This window comes from Thermotoga sp. (assembly GCF_021162145.1).
In the GTDB taxonomy this organism is placed as follows: domain Bacteria; phylum Thermotogota; class Thermotogae; order Thermotogales; family Thermotogaceae; genus Thermotoga.
Genome location: NZ_JAGGZH010000001.1, coordinates 1 through 14,535 on the forward strand (window position 1 = coordinate 1; position 14,535 = coordinate 14,535).

A 14,535-nucleotide genomic window follows, 5' to 3' on the forward strand; every position below is an offset into this window, starting at 1 on the left:
GAAGATACTGAAAGACATCTTTCACATGGAAGGGAGCACCCAAAATGAGAGAGAGCAGGAGATGTCTATTTTGTAAGTTGGTTGATAGAAAAGTTCGATTTCTTTGACTTAGAGCCTGACCAAAGTGTTCCTCTAAGTGCGGAAAATCCTGAAGTTCGCGTGGCAAAGAACAGTAGAAACTGTATCATCTATGTTCCTTTTGCCATCACCATGGTTCTCGATCTTAACCCGAAGGATATCTGGGGAATAAATCTGGAAACTCAAGACTCGTTCGTGCCTAGAGTTGAATTGAAAAATAATCAAGTAAAGCTGTTTGTTCTGAACCACAACTCTGACTCTCTGATCGTAATTGAAATTTAAGGGGGAAATCAGTATGCTGAGGCCAGAAAACAATACAAAAAGATATCTCATGAATATAACTGGTCTTTGGCATCTTGAAGTGAACGGCGGTGTCAGGCCGATAGCTGTTCCCGGGAGCTGGAACGAGCAGTATCAGGATCTGTGCTACGAAGAAGGGCCTTTCACTTACAGAACAGCCTTTTACGTGCCAGAAGAACTTTCTAAAAAGCACGTTAGGCTTTACTTTGCTGCGGTGAACACAGATTGTGAAGTATATTTAAACGAAGAGAAAGTAGGAGAAAACCACATTGGTTATCTTCCCTTCGAGATAGACGTGACGGGGAGGATAAGAGCAGGAAAGAACGAACTCAAAGTGATTGTGAAGAACGAATTGAAGGTGGGAGGCTTTCCTTCAAAGGTACCGGACACCGGCACACACACCGTAGGACTCTTCGGTAGTTTTCCACCTGCGAACTTCGATTTCTTCCCGTACGGTGGGATAATAAGGCCAGTTCTGGTGGAGTTCACGGATCATTCAAGGGTCCTGGACATCTGGGTGGACACGAGCGAGTCCGATCCGGGAAAGAAACTCGGAAGAGTACGGGTGAAGGTGGAAGTCTCAGAAGAGGCGATGGGTGAAGAGATGAAGATCAAACTCGGAGAAGTGGAAAAGAAAATCGAAGTGACAGACAGGTTCATCGAAGAAGAGTTCGTTCTTGAGGATGCAAGATTCTGGTGTCCAGAAGATCCTCATCTTTACCCTCTCAGAGTGGAACTCGAAAAAGACGAGTACACTCTGGACGTTGGAATTCGCACGATCAGCTGGGATGAAAAAAGACTTTACTTGAACGGAAAACCCATCTTTCTGAAGGGATTTGGAAAACACGAGGAGTTTCCCGTTCTGGGGCAGGGAACGTTCTATCCCATGATGGTGAAAGACTTCAACCTGATGAAGTGGATCAACGCAAATTCCTTCAGAACTTCCCACTATCCCTACAGTGAAGAATGGCTGGATCTTGCAGATCGGCTGGGAATTCTTGTGATAGACGAAGCTCCTCACGTTGGTATCACAAGGTACCACTACAATCCAGGAACCCAGAAAATCGCGGAGGACAACGTGAGAAGGATGATAGACAGAGACAAAAACCACCCCAGTGTGATCATATGGAGTGTGGCAAACGAGCCAGAATCCAATCATCCCGATGCAGAAGGTTTCTTCAAAGTTCTCTACGAGACAGCGAAAAAGATGGACAGCACACGTCCTGTCGTCATGGTGAGCATGATGGACAGACCGGACGAGAGGACAAGAGATGTGGCTCTGAAATACTTCGACATCGTCTGTGTGAACAGGTACTATGGATGGTACATCTACCAGGGAAGGATAGACGAGGGATTGAAAGCACTGGAAGAAGATGTGGAAGAACTCTACAGAAGGCACAGAAAGCCTATCTTTGTCACAGAGTTTGGAGCGGATGCGATAGCAGGTTTCCACTACGATCCACCTCAGATGTTCTCCGAAGAGTACCAGGCAGAACTTGTTGAGAAAACGATAAAGCTTCTCATGAAAAAAGATTACATTGTGGGAACGCATGTGTGGGCTTTTGCGGACTTCAAGACACCTCAAAACGTGAGAAGACCCATCCTGAACCACAAGGGTGTCTTCACGAGGGACAGGCAACCCAAACTGGTCGCTCATGTGTTGAGAAAATTGTGGGATGAGCCTGATAAAGTGCTGGAAGATTAACACACATTAAAACCTGCCAAATCAATCCATTAATTTTCTAGTGATACCATAGTTTAAAGTCCAAACCCTCTAGGGAGGACGCAGAGTTGGACCCAAAAATAAAGAGGGCGCTGAATATATCTATTGTAGAAGGAGCACTTGCAGTTCTCATCAATCAATTTTTCGGCGGGCCGTACCTGACTGGATACTTCCTCTGGATGGGTGCCTCCAGTTTTTTCATAGGACTCTTTGGATCCATTCCCTTTCTGGCAAATGCCTTTCAGATCGCCACCGTTTACTTCTCAAACAGGTTGAAAACCAGAAAACAGTTAATCGTTCCTCTGATGTGGACTGCCAGGACTTCAATTGTATTGTTTGCTCTGTTTCCTCTTATCAAACACGGACTGCTTCTGGCGTACATTCTGTACTTCTACATCCAGATCGCTGGAGCCCTTTCCGTTCCCTTGTGGCAGAGCTGGATGTCAGATCTGGTGCCCAAAAACATGATAGGAAGCTATTTTGGCTTTAGAAACCTGATTCACGGACTGGTTCAGATACCTGCCATGTTCGTTGCGGGTATAATTTTGGACTCTTTGGGTGAAAACTGGAAAGGGTTCAGCACGCTGTTTTTCATAGCCGGTGCTCTAGGACTTTTGAGTGGTTATTTCTTGAAAGTTCAGTACGAACCTGCTTACAGACCGAGAGAAACCTCCCTGGGAATAACGAAAGTGATAGGAATCTTGCTGAAAGAAGAGCATTACAGAAACTTCCTCCTGGGGTTTGCTCTCTGGCATTTCGCTGTCGGTGTTGGAACCGTCTACATAAACGTTATGCTCCTGAAAGAAGTCCAGTTCAGTTACTTTCAGATAAGCGTTCTGAATGCGGTAGGAATGTTCATAGGAACGCTTTTCCAACCTTTCTGGGGAAGATTGGGTGACAGGTACGGTTTTCAATACTTTCTCAAACTCTGTCTATGGGTCCATGCAACCGTTATTTTGCTTTGGGCACTCACCCCCAAATCCTTTCTGTACGTTTTCCTTCTTCAGGGCATCATCGGTATCTTCGTGATTGCTGGAACAAGTCAGCTCATCTTCTACATTCTCATGTACAACGTTCCTTCTTCACTCAGTGCGGAGGCGTTTTCCATATTTAACAGTCTATCCAACATCCTGTTGTTTGCAGGCTCTTTGATCTCAGGCGTCCTTGTCTCCACCCTTGAAAACCTCAGTCTTCCCTTCGAAGTATCCGCCATAAGACTCACGATGATTGCCTCCTTTTTCCTGAGAACTTTTGCAGCGTACAGGATTTCTAGGATGGACCTTGGAACACCCCAGAAAGCAACTCTGTTTCAGCTGGTCAGGGGGTCATTCTTTACGAGTGTTGTTCCATGGTTGAGGGAGAGGTTGAACACTTTGAACATTTTCAAAAGAAAGCATTGAGACATGGTAAAATACGACTGAGATCACACAACAAAGGGGGTAAGTCACATGGAAGTTTTGAAAGTATCATCGAAGTCCGATCCCAACAAAGTTGCTGGCGCCATCGCTGGTGTGGTGAGGGAACACGGAAGAGCGGAGATCCAGGCCATCGGAGCAGGCGCTGTGAACCAAGCAGTGAAAGCCATTGCCATTGCACGGGGGTACCTTGCACCGAGCGGTATCGACCTCGTGTTCGTTCCCGCCTTCACAGACGTGGAGATCGAAAACGAAAAGAGGACCGCCATCAAGTTCATAGTCTTTCCAAAGAGCTGAAAAGAGCTGAAGGGGAGCAAAAGCTCCCCTTTGATTTTTTTCGATTTTCATTCTTCGAGGATTTTCTCCGCTTCGTCCCTGTAAGATTCCATAACATATGGAATACCAGAGATTTCCGCAGCATCCTTCGTGAGTGCGATGAGGTCTTTTCTGGATAGGACAGACAACCTGAATTTTCTTGCTCCTGCCATAAGTTGTTGCAAACCCGTTTTGAACTTTTGAATGAACGTGTAAACACCTATGGCACCGAGTGGCAACTTTTTCACCTCTTCAGCTCCGAATCTGTTCTTCAGCTCTTCATAGGTAATAAAGATCTCTTCTACTGTTGTTCCGTACTTTGAGACTGTCTTGGGTAGCTCTCCCTTTTTGAGCCATTCTCCTATGTTCTTCCCCACCATTGCCGGTATCATCAAGGCCCTTCCCATACATACCGCTTTTACATACGGAGCTCCCATCATGAGCGCTTTGAGAACAGCATCTTCTGTGGAGAATCCGCCGGCTATGGCAATATCGGGTACGCGAATCCCTCTCTTACTCAGTTTTTCCGCGAATTGATACGTTAGAGCCTCGAGATAGAATGTGGGAATACCCCATTCGTTCATCATCGGCCACGGGCTCATACCTGTTCCACCAGGAGCCCCGTCCACAGTGATGAGATCCACCTTTGCCTCGGCTCCATATCTGAGAGCCATGGCAAGATCCACAGCAGAGTACGCTCCAGTTTTCAACGTGATTCTCTTGAAACCAAGTTCTCTCAGCCTTTCTACTTCCCTCAGGAAAGATTCTTTTGAAACAAAACCGAGCCTCGAGTGTCTCTCGAACTCCTTGATCTCACCTATTTTGAAAGCTTCCTGAACTTCAGGAAGTTCAGGATCGGGTAGTACAATGTAACCCCTTCTTTTCAATTCCAAAGCCTCTTCAAGAGATTTTACTTTTATCTCTCCACCGATGCTCTTTGCACCTTGGCCCCACTTGAGTTCTATCGTTTCAATACCGTGTTTGCTTATCACGTATTCGGCTACACCTAGTCTGGTGTCTTCGACGTTCATTTGAATCAGTATCTCGCCGTACTCCCCATCATGATATCTTTTGTATATCTCTATTCTCCTGTCAAGTTCTGGGGATTTCTTTACTTTTCCACCGCTGTCGAGTTCCAGGTCCGGATCAACACCAGCCACATTCTCACCGCAGACAACAGTTATTCCACTGATAGCAGCTCCCACGGCTATGTGTTCCCAGTTCTTTCTGGCGATTTCTGTAGAACCGAGAGCTCCTGTGAAGATGGGGACCTTCATTTTCACTTTAATTTCCCATCCGTACTCGGTAGTCGTATCAACATTCGGAAATATGGCTGTATCCGGCCCTGGTTCCACTCCCTCGGGAAGGCCTTCTGCACCGTGGGCATAGCCAAGAATGTTCAGATGAGAATAATCGACAGGATAATCTTTGACAGCTCCTGCTGTAATTTCACCGAATGGGCCTGGATAGAGTACTTCTCTCCCTCTGAACGATGCAAGCCAGATTTCGCAGCCTCCGGTACAACCATCGATACATCTGGAGCATATTCCAGACATGGGGACAACATCTCTTGAACGGTTGAACGTTCCCGTTGCTTCGTTTGCATTAGGTTTTCTCAGATTTCCCACAGCAATCCCTCCTTCATTGGAATTTATATAATCTGAGTTCGTATAATTAATTATAAAATGATCATAGAACGAGTTAAAATGTTGTAATATTTATCTGAGGTGGTAAGGGCAATGGGAAAGAACATCGTTATATTGATACTCATGATCACGTTTATTTTCGTATTCGGAACAGTGGCCTTTCATCTAACGGAGGGATGGGGTTTTTTCGAATCTTTCTTTTTCACTCTGATCACCGTTTCCACAGTGGGGTACTCTCTTCCAGAAAGCATAACACAGGCGGGAAAGGTGATCTCAGCCATACTGATAGGAGCGGGTGTGACCGTTGTGTTCTATGGCTTCACTGCCGTAACATCTTTCATAGTGGAAGGACATATTGGTGAATACTTTAAAAACAGGAGGATAAAGAGGATGATAGATGAACTGAGCGGTCACTTCATAGTGGTTGGGGCGGGAAGAACCGGCAGGCACACGACTCTTGAGATAATGAAGGCCAAGAAGCCATTTGTTGTGATAGATATGTCCGAAGAAGCGATCAAAAGACTGGAAGACTTTCTCGAGAAAAAATTTCCGTACGTGGTGGGAGATGCAACAGAGGAAGAAGTGCTCATGAAAGCGAGAGTTGAGAGGGCAAGTTCCCTGGTGGTGACACTTCCGGATGATGCGAAAAACACTTTTGTCGTTCTCACGGCAAAATCTTTGAATCCGAATCTCGAAGTTGTCTCCAGAGTCTCTGATATGAAGGCCCTGAGCAAACTCGTTTACGCGGGAGCAGACAAAGTGATCGCCACCTCGGAACTCGCAGGTGTCAGACTGGCCCAGATGGCGCTCAATCCCACTACCATAAGCTTCCTCGACATTCTCTCATTCGGCGAAGAATCTTTCAGAATAGAAGAGGTGATGATCCCTCCTGAAAGCCCCATAGCCGGCAAGACACTCGGCGAGATAAACCTGTCAAAAAGAACCGGTACCATTGTCATAGCGATCAGGCGCGGAGGAGAAGTGATCTTCAATCCAACAGGAGACACGAAGGTATTTCCAGAAGACAGGTTGATGGTTGTGGGGAAAAGTGACCACTTTGAGAAACTCCACAGATTGATGAAGGAGGGATAGGGTGGTAATCGTGTATTCGACGTTCCCAGATGAAAAGAGCGTACTCGAAACCGGAAAGAAACTCCTTGAGAGAGAACTGATCGCCTGTTTTAACACGTTCGAGATCAGATCTGGGTACTGGTGGGAAGGAAAAATCGTTCAGAATAGAGAATGGGCTGTCTTTTTTAAAACAACGAAAGAAAAGAAAAAGGAACTCTCCGAAGAGCTGAGGAAGATCCACCCGTACGAAGTTCCTGCCATTTTCGCTCTGAAGGTTGAAAGCGCGCTTCCAGAGTATCTGGAATGGCTCAGGGAAGTTGTCCTATAACATCAATTGCCTCTTCTATCGTCCACACCTGGTGGACTTCCGTGATCTTTCTGCTGTCCAGGTATTTTCCATCTATCAGAACCTGAGCGATTCTGTCCGTCCATCCACCCGTTCCCCTCAGCAGAATCACGGGTTTCCCCAGCGCGTAGGCACCGAGGATTTCTATTGCCGTTCCTATTTCTCCTCCGATCGAGACAACAACGTCCATATTTCTCAAAAGGATGAAAGACCTCATCTGAGAATCAAGCCCTGTTTTTATGGAAACAGACAGATAAGGGTTCCCTGCTTCTCCATCGGGAAGTATCCCCACCACCGTTCCGCCTGCTTTTCTTGCCCCCTGGGACACCAGTTCCATCACACCGTCTCTTCCACCGTTGAAAATCACAAAACCATTCTCGGCAAGTTTCCTGCCAAGTTCCAGACAAAGCTCTCTGAGATCTGATACAGGAGGCCTGTCGGTTGCTCCGGAATATCCTATCACACCGACTCGCTTCACGATCCAAGGTACACCTCCTTCACAGTTTCATCTTCTAGGACCTCCTCTGGTCTTCCCTCGGCGAGGATCCTTCCCTTGTAGATAACGTATATTCTGTCCGCGATCTCCACAAGTTCATCCACGTTGTGGTCTGTAACCACTACACCGAGGTTCCTCTGCTTCAGTTCGAGGGCCATTTTCTGTATCTCCTTGACGGTCTTTGGATCTATTCCACTGAAGGGCTCGTCGAGAAGCACAAAAGCCGGGTTCAGACACATCATCCTCGCTAGTTCCAATTTTCTCTTTTCACCGCCGGAAAGGAAGTTCGCCGGCTGATTTTCGAGAGGTTTCAGGTGAAATTCGTAGAGGAGCTGTTCGATCTTTTCCTCTCTCTTTTTTTCGTCTTTTTCGAAGAATCGAAGCACAAGTTCTATGTTCTCTCTGACGGTGAGTCCACCAAAAACGGATGACTCCTGCTGAAGATATGTGATGCCAAGCCTTGCTCTTTTGTAGACTGGAAACCTTGTTATATCCAACTCCTTGAAAAAGATCTTCCCGGAAGATGGAACCACCACCCCGAGTATCATGTTGAAGATGGTGGTCTTCCCGGCACCGTTTGGTCCGAGAAGACCAACGACTTCACCCTGGTTGAACTCGAGGTTCACCTGATCAACCACAACCCTCTTTCCAAATTTCTTTTCGAGGTTCACGCACTTCAGACTGTTCGTCATTGCTGATTGATGTAAGCGATCACCTGTTCTGTGATGTCAAAGGTAGGATTCCCGTAGACAACCACCTGTTTGGTGAGAACAAGATCGTATCCCATGACACTTGCATACTCCTGAATCTTCTTGACAACTTCGTTCATGATCTCCTGAATCTTCGGCTGGTACTCCGACTTGAGAAGGTTCTCGTACTCAGCCTTCTTTGCGAGGATTTCCCTCTGCTTTGCCTGTATTTCATTCTGAGGCCTTCCTTCATCCTGCATCTTCTTCAGCTCATCTTCCATCTCCTTGAGTTTGCTCTGGTAGAACGAGTAGTCCCTCCTGTACTTTTCGTTCAGATCTTTCCACTTTTGATAGCTCTCGGTTGCCCTTTCAATGTCCACATAGGCTATCCTGAGTGAGGAATCCGTGGAACTCTGGGAAATGAGGAACGTTGCAAGAAGAACTCCCACCAGGACGAAGGGCAAGAATAGTTTTTTCATGCTTTTTCCTCCTTTCAAAATGTGATTTTTCCTCTGATTCTTTCCAGTGTCTTTTCACCGATACCAGGAATACTCAGAAGATCCTCGGGAGAAGAAAAGGGGCCGTGCTCTTCACGATACTCGATTATAGCCTTTGCCTTCGCCTCTCCAATGTAGGGTAGTGTTTCCAGTTCTTCCAGAGAAGCTGTATTGACGTTCAATTTTGTGACTTCATCTCTGGTGGGTTGTTCAACTCCCTCGACCATTACGTACTCAGAGATCTTCTTTAGCGTCTTTTCGCCAATGCCAGAGACGTTCACCAGTTCCTCCACAGAAGAGAAAGGGCCGTGAGATTCTCTGTACTCAATTATCCGTCTTGCTTTCACAGGACCGATTCCGGGGATAGAAACCAGGTCGTCCACGGATGCGCTGTTCAAATTTATAGGAAAGGATGTGACCTTTTGAGGGGGGATTTCTTCTTCTTTTGGCCTTTTGTCCTGCTCCATTATTCCTAGCATGATGAAGAATACGAGCGCCAGAAGGAGTGCTATCCTCTGGTGTTTTCGCTTGATCTTCAAGGAGAGATCAACCTCCCGGCGTATCCGGGACTACTCACCCCGATCCTCTTCATGATGTCGTTCCAATCGAGCTTTTCGAAGTAGTCCTCTGCCAGTCTGCGGGTGGGAAAGGCTCCCACCACCACGGAATAATAGTTCTTTTCTCTCTTTGTGAAAGCGTAAACGTAAGAGGGGTACCCCGCTACTCTCAGGTCGTAGGCGAGCTCCTTTGAGAGATTTTCTGATACGGTCGTTATCACAAAAACCCCGTAGAGAGACTTCTGGGCAACCTGGGAAAAATCACTGAACTCCCCGAGGAGTACAATGGAATACGTGTCTGTAGACACGGGAGATATCAGGTAAGGAAGGTTCGATCTTCTGATTATTCTCAGGGCGTCATCTTTTTTCACAACAAAGGAGGAAACCGTCTGGTTCTCGGGCACGAAATCGGCCATCTCGTTTCTCAGCTTCTCGTAGTCAAATTCTTCAAATTCCACAAGAAGGGGAGTGGGCGGAGGCGTGACTTCAAGCGGTACCTTCAGCTCTTCGGGAATGTTTACCTCAACGGGCTTTATCTCCACTATCTCTACCTTCACGTTTTTGAGCTGCCATTTTAGATACAGGTTGTAAGATAAGAGAGCTATAACAGCGGAAAATATCACCACTATGAGCCAGAAGAGGAAACGTGATTGTCCCTCAGAGAGGGTTACCCTCGCCATCTCTCACTCCCCCAAATACCTGATCAGAAGCTCCGCCGTCCCCTCCACGTCCTCTGGGGAAACCACCTCACTCGGTGAATGAATGTACCGGGTGGGAATGGATACGGTCACCGCTGGTATGCCTTCTCTCGTTCTCTGATATCCCATGGCGTTCGTTCCCCCAAAGGTCAGCACTTCCATCTGGTACTTTATGTTGAATTTCTCGGCGGTCTCAATTAGTTTTTCGAGGATCTTTCTGTTACTTATAGAAGTCCTGTCCTTCACCTTCAGAGCAGGCCCTCCAGACAGCTTCATAGCGTGCCTCTTTATCGCTCTTGGGGTGTCTGCAGAGTCGGTCACATCTATGACTATGGCTTCGCCTGCAGGAATATTGTATCCCGCAACAGAGGCACCCACGATTCCATTCTCTTCCTGGATACTGAACACACCATACAGGGTGACAGACGGTTTGATCCTCTTGAAAACCTCCACGATCACAGCACAACCCACCCTGTCATCCATTGCTTTCGAAACGTACTTTCCCGATAGCTCCGTAAATCCACTGTCGTAAACTCCGAAACTACCTATCGGACAGATCTTCTCTGCTTCTTCACGGGACTTTGCTCCAACATCCACGAACAGCTTGTCGAAGGAGAGTTTTTTCACGTTTTCTTGCCTTTCATCGAGTGTCTCTCCCTCTATCCCAACAACACCAACGACACCGTTTTCAAAGCGGATCCTTTTTCCAAGGAGCATGTAAGGAGAGAGCCCACCCACAGGTTCTATCATTAAAAAGCCCTTCTCGTCCATGTTCGTAACGGCCACTCCTATTTCGTCGATGTGCGCGTCCAGGATTACCTTTTTCTCCCCTGATCCCTTCCAGACGATGAGGTTTCCAAGGCCATCTTCTCTGTAACCATCTATGTACCCTTCGAGCTCTTCCAGCAGGATTTTCTTCACCTCTTCTTCTCGTCCACTGGGGCCAAACGCCTCTGTTAACCTTTTGATCAGATCCTTCATCAAATCACCTCCACGATCTTTCCCTCTTCGATGACGGCTTTCACGAGTTTCAGAGTGTTTCTGTAATCGTTCAGATCCAGAACAGAGTTTGGACTGTGGATATACCTTGCTGGAATGGACACAACCCCGGCTGGAACACCATAGGCTGTCCTCGCGTAGCGAGCAGCGTCTGTTCCTCCGGCTGTCCTCCTCTTCATCTGGAAAGGAATTCCCATTCCCTTCGCCGTGTTAACAATAACCTGGAGGATTTTTCTCGGTATCACGTAACCTCTGTGGTAGAAAGTGATTGCGGGGCCATCACCGAGATGGGTCGCCCATTTCCGTTCTTCTAGCTCCGGGTTGTCTCCAGCTGTTGTCGTCTCCACAACCAGAGCGCAGCTTGGTTCTATCTGTTCCACTACCACGGCACTCCCACGAAGTCCTGTTTCTTCTTGAACCGTGAAGACAAAATAGGTGTCGTAGGCAGGAGCAACTCCTTCTTCAAGAATGTCTATGAGAAGAGAGCAACCCGCTCTGTCATCGAAGGCCTTACCCGTTGCTCTCCCGTTTCCTTCCATGTACTCACTCACAAAAGAAACGCAGTCCCCCACGGAAACGTGTTTTTCCGCTTCTTCCTTCGAGGAGAATCCAAAATCGATCCTCAGGTCCTCGAATTTGGGGGGCGTCTTTGCTTCTTTATCTTGAAGGTGCACAGGCTTGTAACCTATAATTCCCTTCAGATCCTTCGCCTGAACGACCTTTCCCGGAAGGATCCGGGGATCCACCCCGCCGATGGGTAAAAACGCTACCTTTCCATCTTTGTCTATTTTACACACAATCAAGCCCACTTCGTCCATGTGGGCAGAAACAAGAAGCTTTTTGGAGGAACTTTTCCCCTTCTTGAGAGTAATGAGGTTTCCCATTTTATCAACGAGGAGATCGTCCACGAAGTTTTCTATTTTCGACTTTATGAACTCCCTGACTCTTTCTTCATCACCGGAGACACCGGTCATGGTGGAAAGATCTCTAAGATACATCTCCTACACCTCCAGTTCAACGGCAATGATGGACAGCAGCCTCGACAGTTCCTCAACATCCCTTGGATCGACCATCTCCACGGGTGTGTGCATGTACTTCAGTGGAATAGAAATCAAAGCGGTCTTCACACCTGTCCGTACAAGCTGAACGAAATCCGTCTCCGTACCCGATCTCCCCCCCACCACTTCTTTCTGAAGAGCAACGTTGTGTCTCTGGGCGATGAGTGCGATCTTCTGAGTGAGTGCCCTGTCAACGACAGGTCCCAGTCCAAGGACAGGCCCTTTCCCCAGTTCTATGTGATCGTGAGAAGGGGGTTCTGAAGCAAACGTGACGTCCATCACGATCGCAACATCCGGGTTTATTCCGTAAGCCTCCGTGAGTGCGCCAAGACAGCCTGTTTCTTCCTGAACGGAAAAGACAAAGTAAACATCCCACGGATGGCTGTACCTGGCGAGAAACTCCAGTGTCTTCACCAAAGAAACACAGCTCGCTCTGTTATCAAGGGCTTTTCCAATCACCTTTCCGTTCGTTTCGAAAGATTCTTGGTCTATCACCGCTACATCACCAATGCGAACAGTGCGATCCGACAGAGAAAGATCGAGGAATAGCTCATCGAACAACGGTACCTTTTTTCTGGAATCTGGTGACTGGAGGTGTGGAGCGAGCATGCCTATAACACCATGAGCAATACCATCTTTTGTATAGATGCGTACTTTCGAAGCGTAAACAACCTTTGGATCAACTCCTCCAACTGGCTCCAGACGAGCAAACTCTCCTTCTACTTTAGAAACAACAAAGCCTATCTCGTCAACGTGTGCAAAAAGAGCGAGCTTCCCTCTTCCTTCACCCTTTTTGTATCCAACCAGGCTTCCATGACTTGTGATCTCTGTCTCATCCACAAAAGGCTTTATGAGCGATTCAATGTAGGAAACGACCTTGTCTTCATGACCAGAGGGTCCATCGAGATTTGAAAGTTTCATCAGAAGTTCTTTCGCTACCAACTCATTCACTCCTTTCGAAATCCACTCTATCGAACGGTTCAATCACGATGCGATTTCCTTTCACATGAGCGATCGAAGGAACGTTTTCTCTTCCTTTGGAATGTGTAATGAACCCCGCTATCTGAATAAGAGAGGTTTGAAGATCGAGGGCGGCGACGACCGCCTGTTCTCCTTCGTTCAAACCGGCGCGTATGTTCCCCTGAGCCTTTCCGAAGACCACCACAGAACCACCAGCAAGGATCTCTGCTCCCTTGTTCACATTACCAAACACGATCACATCGCCGGAGTGAACAACCGTCTGACCGGATCTAATGTTCTTCTTTATCACCTTTCCGGTACTCTCCACGGTGGTTCTCGACTTCACCTTCACATCGTTCTCTTTCCCTTCAACAGTACTTCCAACGAGTATTTGAGAAACCTCCAGACCAAGCTCTCTGAGACGCGATATAATTTTCGGGATATCTTGAGAATGTTTACTGTGGTTCTCGATCATGAGGGAAATTCTGTCTCCCTTTGCGAAGAATCCCCCCATCTGGGTGATACGCGAGGTGATTTCGTTCAACACTTCTTCAAGGTTTTGATAGTCTCTGATCAAGAGGATGAGCCCTTCTTTTGTCATCTTAAAATCTATCATCGCTCTCACCTCTCTTTAGATTCTATCACGTTTAAAATATTAATCGGAGGTGTTGAAACGTGAAGCTGGTCACATTCCAAACTTCGTACAGGCCCATTGTTGAAGAAAGCAAAACCGTGCGTGTTTACGTCTTTGAGCCGAAAGTAGTTAGCCACAATCTGATCTTCATCCACGGTATCGGGAACGGAAACATCCCCTACCTTCTCTGGTTCGGAGAGAAATTCAGAGAGTACAACATAAAGACATGGTTCCTCATTCTCCCCTATCACGAAAAACGTGCCCCTGAGAGCTGGTCAGGTGGTGAACCTTTCTACCATCCGTCACCGGCCTACTGTGTTAAAAGGTTCGATGAGGCAGTCCAGGATGTGATCGATCTGGTGGACTTCATAGAGAAGGAAAGCGACAAACCCATATCACTGATGGGTTTCAGTTTCGGTGGTATGATAACAACCATCGCCCTTGCGCGAGAAAAACGTATCGGAAAGGGTATCATCTGTTGTTCAGGTGGGGATTGGCGGTGGATAAACTGGTACTCCCCATACACAAAAAAGCTGAGGGATCTCTACAGAGAAAGAGGAAACGAATTCAGATGCAGATCGGAGAAAGATTGCATCAGGAACAGAGGAAACACCCTGGAGGTGATAAAAACCTTTGAATCCATCGAGGATATCAGAAGGAAATCTCCTGTTTCCTGCTATTTTTATGACCCTGCTTCTTACGCTCCCTTCGTCGAGCAAAAGGTTCTTTTCTTCTGGGCGCTGTTCGACCGTGTAATACCGTATCGATCCTACGCGACTCTTCACAGACTGCTAAGAAACAAGAAAACTGTGTTCCTTCCAGTAGGACACAAGGGTTCTTACTTCTTCAGGCGATACATTGCAAGGAAAGTAGCTCGTTTTTTAAAAGATGATGAATGAGTACAATGTTGCTACGATGAAGGGTATGAACATGTAACTCCACGCTATTTTTAAAAAGTCCTTGAAGCTCACCGTGTGATGCGTGTACCTTTCCAGAAGAGAAAGGCCAACTATGTTCTGAACGGCACCGAGAGGGGTCAGGTTCGTTCCGAGA

The 14,535-nt window shown here is 47.1% G+C and carries 17 protein-coding genes; 7 read left to right on the forward strand and 10 right to left on the reverse strand.

The genetic code is table 11. The features are described 5' to 3' along the window. Positions 1 to 159 precede the first annotated feature (159 nt). The 4 genes from J7K79_RS00005 (at position 160) to J7K79_RS00020 (ending at position 3,813) form a co-directional block, all read left to right on the forward strand. A complete protein-coding gene (locus J7K79_RS00005; protein WP_296903764.1) occupies positions 160 to 360 on the forward strand; it encodes a hypothetical protein in 201 nt (66 codons plus the stop codon). A 13-nt stretch (positions 361 to 373) separates the two neighbouring features. Beyond that, positions 374 to 2,083 (forward strand): glycoside hydrolase family 2 TIM barrel-domain containing protein, encoded by a 1,710-nt coding sequence (locus J7K79_RS00010; protein WP_296903767.1) that lies wholly within the window; start codon positions 374 to 376, stop codon positions 2,081 to 2,083. 86 nt (positions 2,084 to 2,169) lie between these two features. After that, positions 2,170 to 3,501: an MFS transporter gene (locus J7K79_RS00015; RefSeq protein WP_296903770.1), complete on the forward strand. Its 1,332-nt coding sequence runs from the start codon at positions 2,170 to 2,172 to the stop codon at positions 3,499 to 3,501. A 48-nt stretch (positions 3,502 to 3,549) separates the two neighbouring features. Next, on the forward strand, positions 3,550 to 3,813 hold the full coding sequence (locus J7K79_RS00020; protein WP_015919973.1) for a stage V sporulation protein S: 264 nt from the start codon (positions 3,550 to 3,552) through the stop codon (positions 3,811 to 3,813). A gap of 47 nt (positions 3,814 to 3,860) precedes the next feature. Here the strand turns inward: J7K79_RS00020 and J7K79_RS00025 are convergent, their stop codons facing one another. Next, complete coding sequence (locus tag J7K79_RS00025) at positions 3,861 to 5,459, reverse strand: glutamate synthase-related protein (RefSeq protein ID WP_296903777.1); 1,599 nt, start codon at positions 5,457 to 5,459, stop codon at positions 3,861 to 3,863. 111 nt (positions 5,460 to 5,570) lie between these two features. Here J7K79_RS00025 and J7K79_RS00030 point away from each other — a divergent pair, with 111 nt between their 5' ends. Beyond that, on the forward strand, positions 5,571 to 6,569 hold the full coding sequence (locus J7K79_RS00030; protein ID WP_296903780.1) for a TrkA family potassium uptake protein: 999 nt from the start codon (positions 5,571 to 5,573) through the stop codon (positions 6,567 to 6,569). A 1-nt stretch (position 6,570) separates the two neighbouring features. Then, a complete protein-coding gene (gene cutA, locus J7K79_RS00035) occupies positions 6,571 to 6,876 on the forward strand; it encodes a divalent-cation tolerance protein CutA (protein WP_296903783.1) in 306 nt (101 codons plus the stop codon). Here cutA and J7K79_RS00040 read toward each other — a convergent pair. The 9 genes from J7K79_RS00040 to minC are packed head-to-tail and all read right to left on the reverse strand — an operon-like array spanning position 6,857 to position 13,464. Beyond that, positions 6,857 to 7,372 carry a TIGR00725 family protein gene (locus J7K79_RS00040; RefSeq protein WP_296903785.1) on the reverse strand — a complete coding sequence of 172 codons (516 nt, stop codon included), beginning with the start codon at positions 7,370 to 7,372 and terminating at the stop codon, positions 6,857 to 6,859. The genes cutA and J7K79_RS00040 overlap by 20 nt on opposite strands. After that, positions 7,369 to 8,082 (reverse strand): LPS export ABC transporter ATP-binding protein, encoded by a 714-nt coding sequence (lptB, locus tag J7K79_RS00045; protein ID WP_296903788.1) that lies wholly within the window; start codon positions 8,080 to 8,082, stop codon positions 7,369 to 7,371. Before lptB ends, J7K79_RS00040 begins: the two co-directional genes overlap by 4 nt. Further along, on the reverse strand, positions 8,079 to 8,558 hold the full coding sequence (locus tag J7K79_RS00050; protein WP_296903791.1) for an OmpH family outer membrane protein: 480 nt from the start codon (positions 8,556 to 8,558) through the stop codon (positions 8,079 to 8,081). Before J7K79_RS00050 ends, lptB begins: the two co-directional genes overlap by 4 nt. 14 nt (positions 8,559 to 8,572) lie before the next feature. Further along, positions 8,573 to 9,115 (reverse strand): ComEA family DNA-binding protein, encoded by a 543-nt coding sequence (locus J7K79_RS00055; protein ID WP_296903793.1) that lies wholly within the window; start codon positions 9,113 to 9,115, stop codon positions 8,573 to 8,575. Further along, the gene (locus J7K79_RS00060; protein ID WP_296903796.1) at positions 9,112 to 9,813 is read right to left on the reverse strand and encodes an SPOR domain-containing protein; all 702 of its coding nucleotides are present in this window, start codon (positions 9,811 to 9,813) and stop codon (positions 9,112 to 9,114) included. The genes J7K79_RS00055 and J7K79_RS00060 overlap by 4 nt, the downstream gene beginning before the upstream one ends. Before the next feature lie 3 nt (positions 9,814 to 9,816). Further along, complete coding sequence (locus J7K79_RS00065) at positions 9,817 to 10,812, reverse strand: M42 family metallopeptidase (RefSeq protein ID WP_296903798.1); 996 nt, start codon at positions 10,810 to 10,812, stop codon at positions 9,817 to 9,819. After that, complete coding sequence (locus J7K79_RS00070; RefSeq protein WP_296903800.1) at positions 10,812 to 11,828, reverse strand: M42 family metallopeptidase; 1,017 nt, start codon at positions 11,826 to 11,828, stop codon at positions 10,812 to 10,814. The genes J7K79_RS00065 and J7K79_RS00070 overlap by 1 nt, the downstream gene beginning before the upstream one ends. Before the next feature lie 3 nt (positions 11,829 to 11,831). Then, positions 11,832 to 12,830 carry a M42 family metallopeptidase gene (locus J7K79_RS00075; RefSeq protein WP_296903802.1) on the reverse strand — a complete coding sequence of 333 codons (999 nt, stop codon included), beginning with the start codon at positions 12,828 to 12,830 and terminating at the stop codon, positions 11,832 to 11,834. A gap of 1 nt (position 12,831) precedes the next feature. Then, positions 12,832 to 13,464, reverse strand: a complete 633-nt coding sequence (gene minC / locus J7K79_RS00080; RefSeq protein WP_296903804.1) for a septum site-determining protein MinC — start codon at positions 13,462 to 13,464, stop codon at positions 12,832 to 12,834. A 59-nt stretch (positions 13,465 to 13,523) separates the two neighbouring features. Between minC and J7K79_RS00085 the strand changes: the two genes are divergently transcribed. After that, complete coding sequence (locus J7K79_RS00085; protein WP_296903806.1) at positions 13,524 to 14,381, forward strand: alpha/beta fold hydrolase; 858 nt, start codon at positions 13,524 to 13,526, stop codon at positions 14,379 to 14,381. Positions 14,382 to 14,535: the final 154 nt, after the last annotated feature.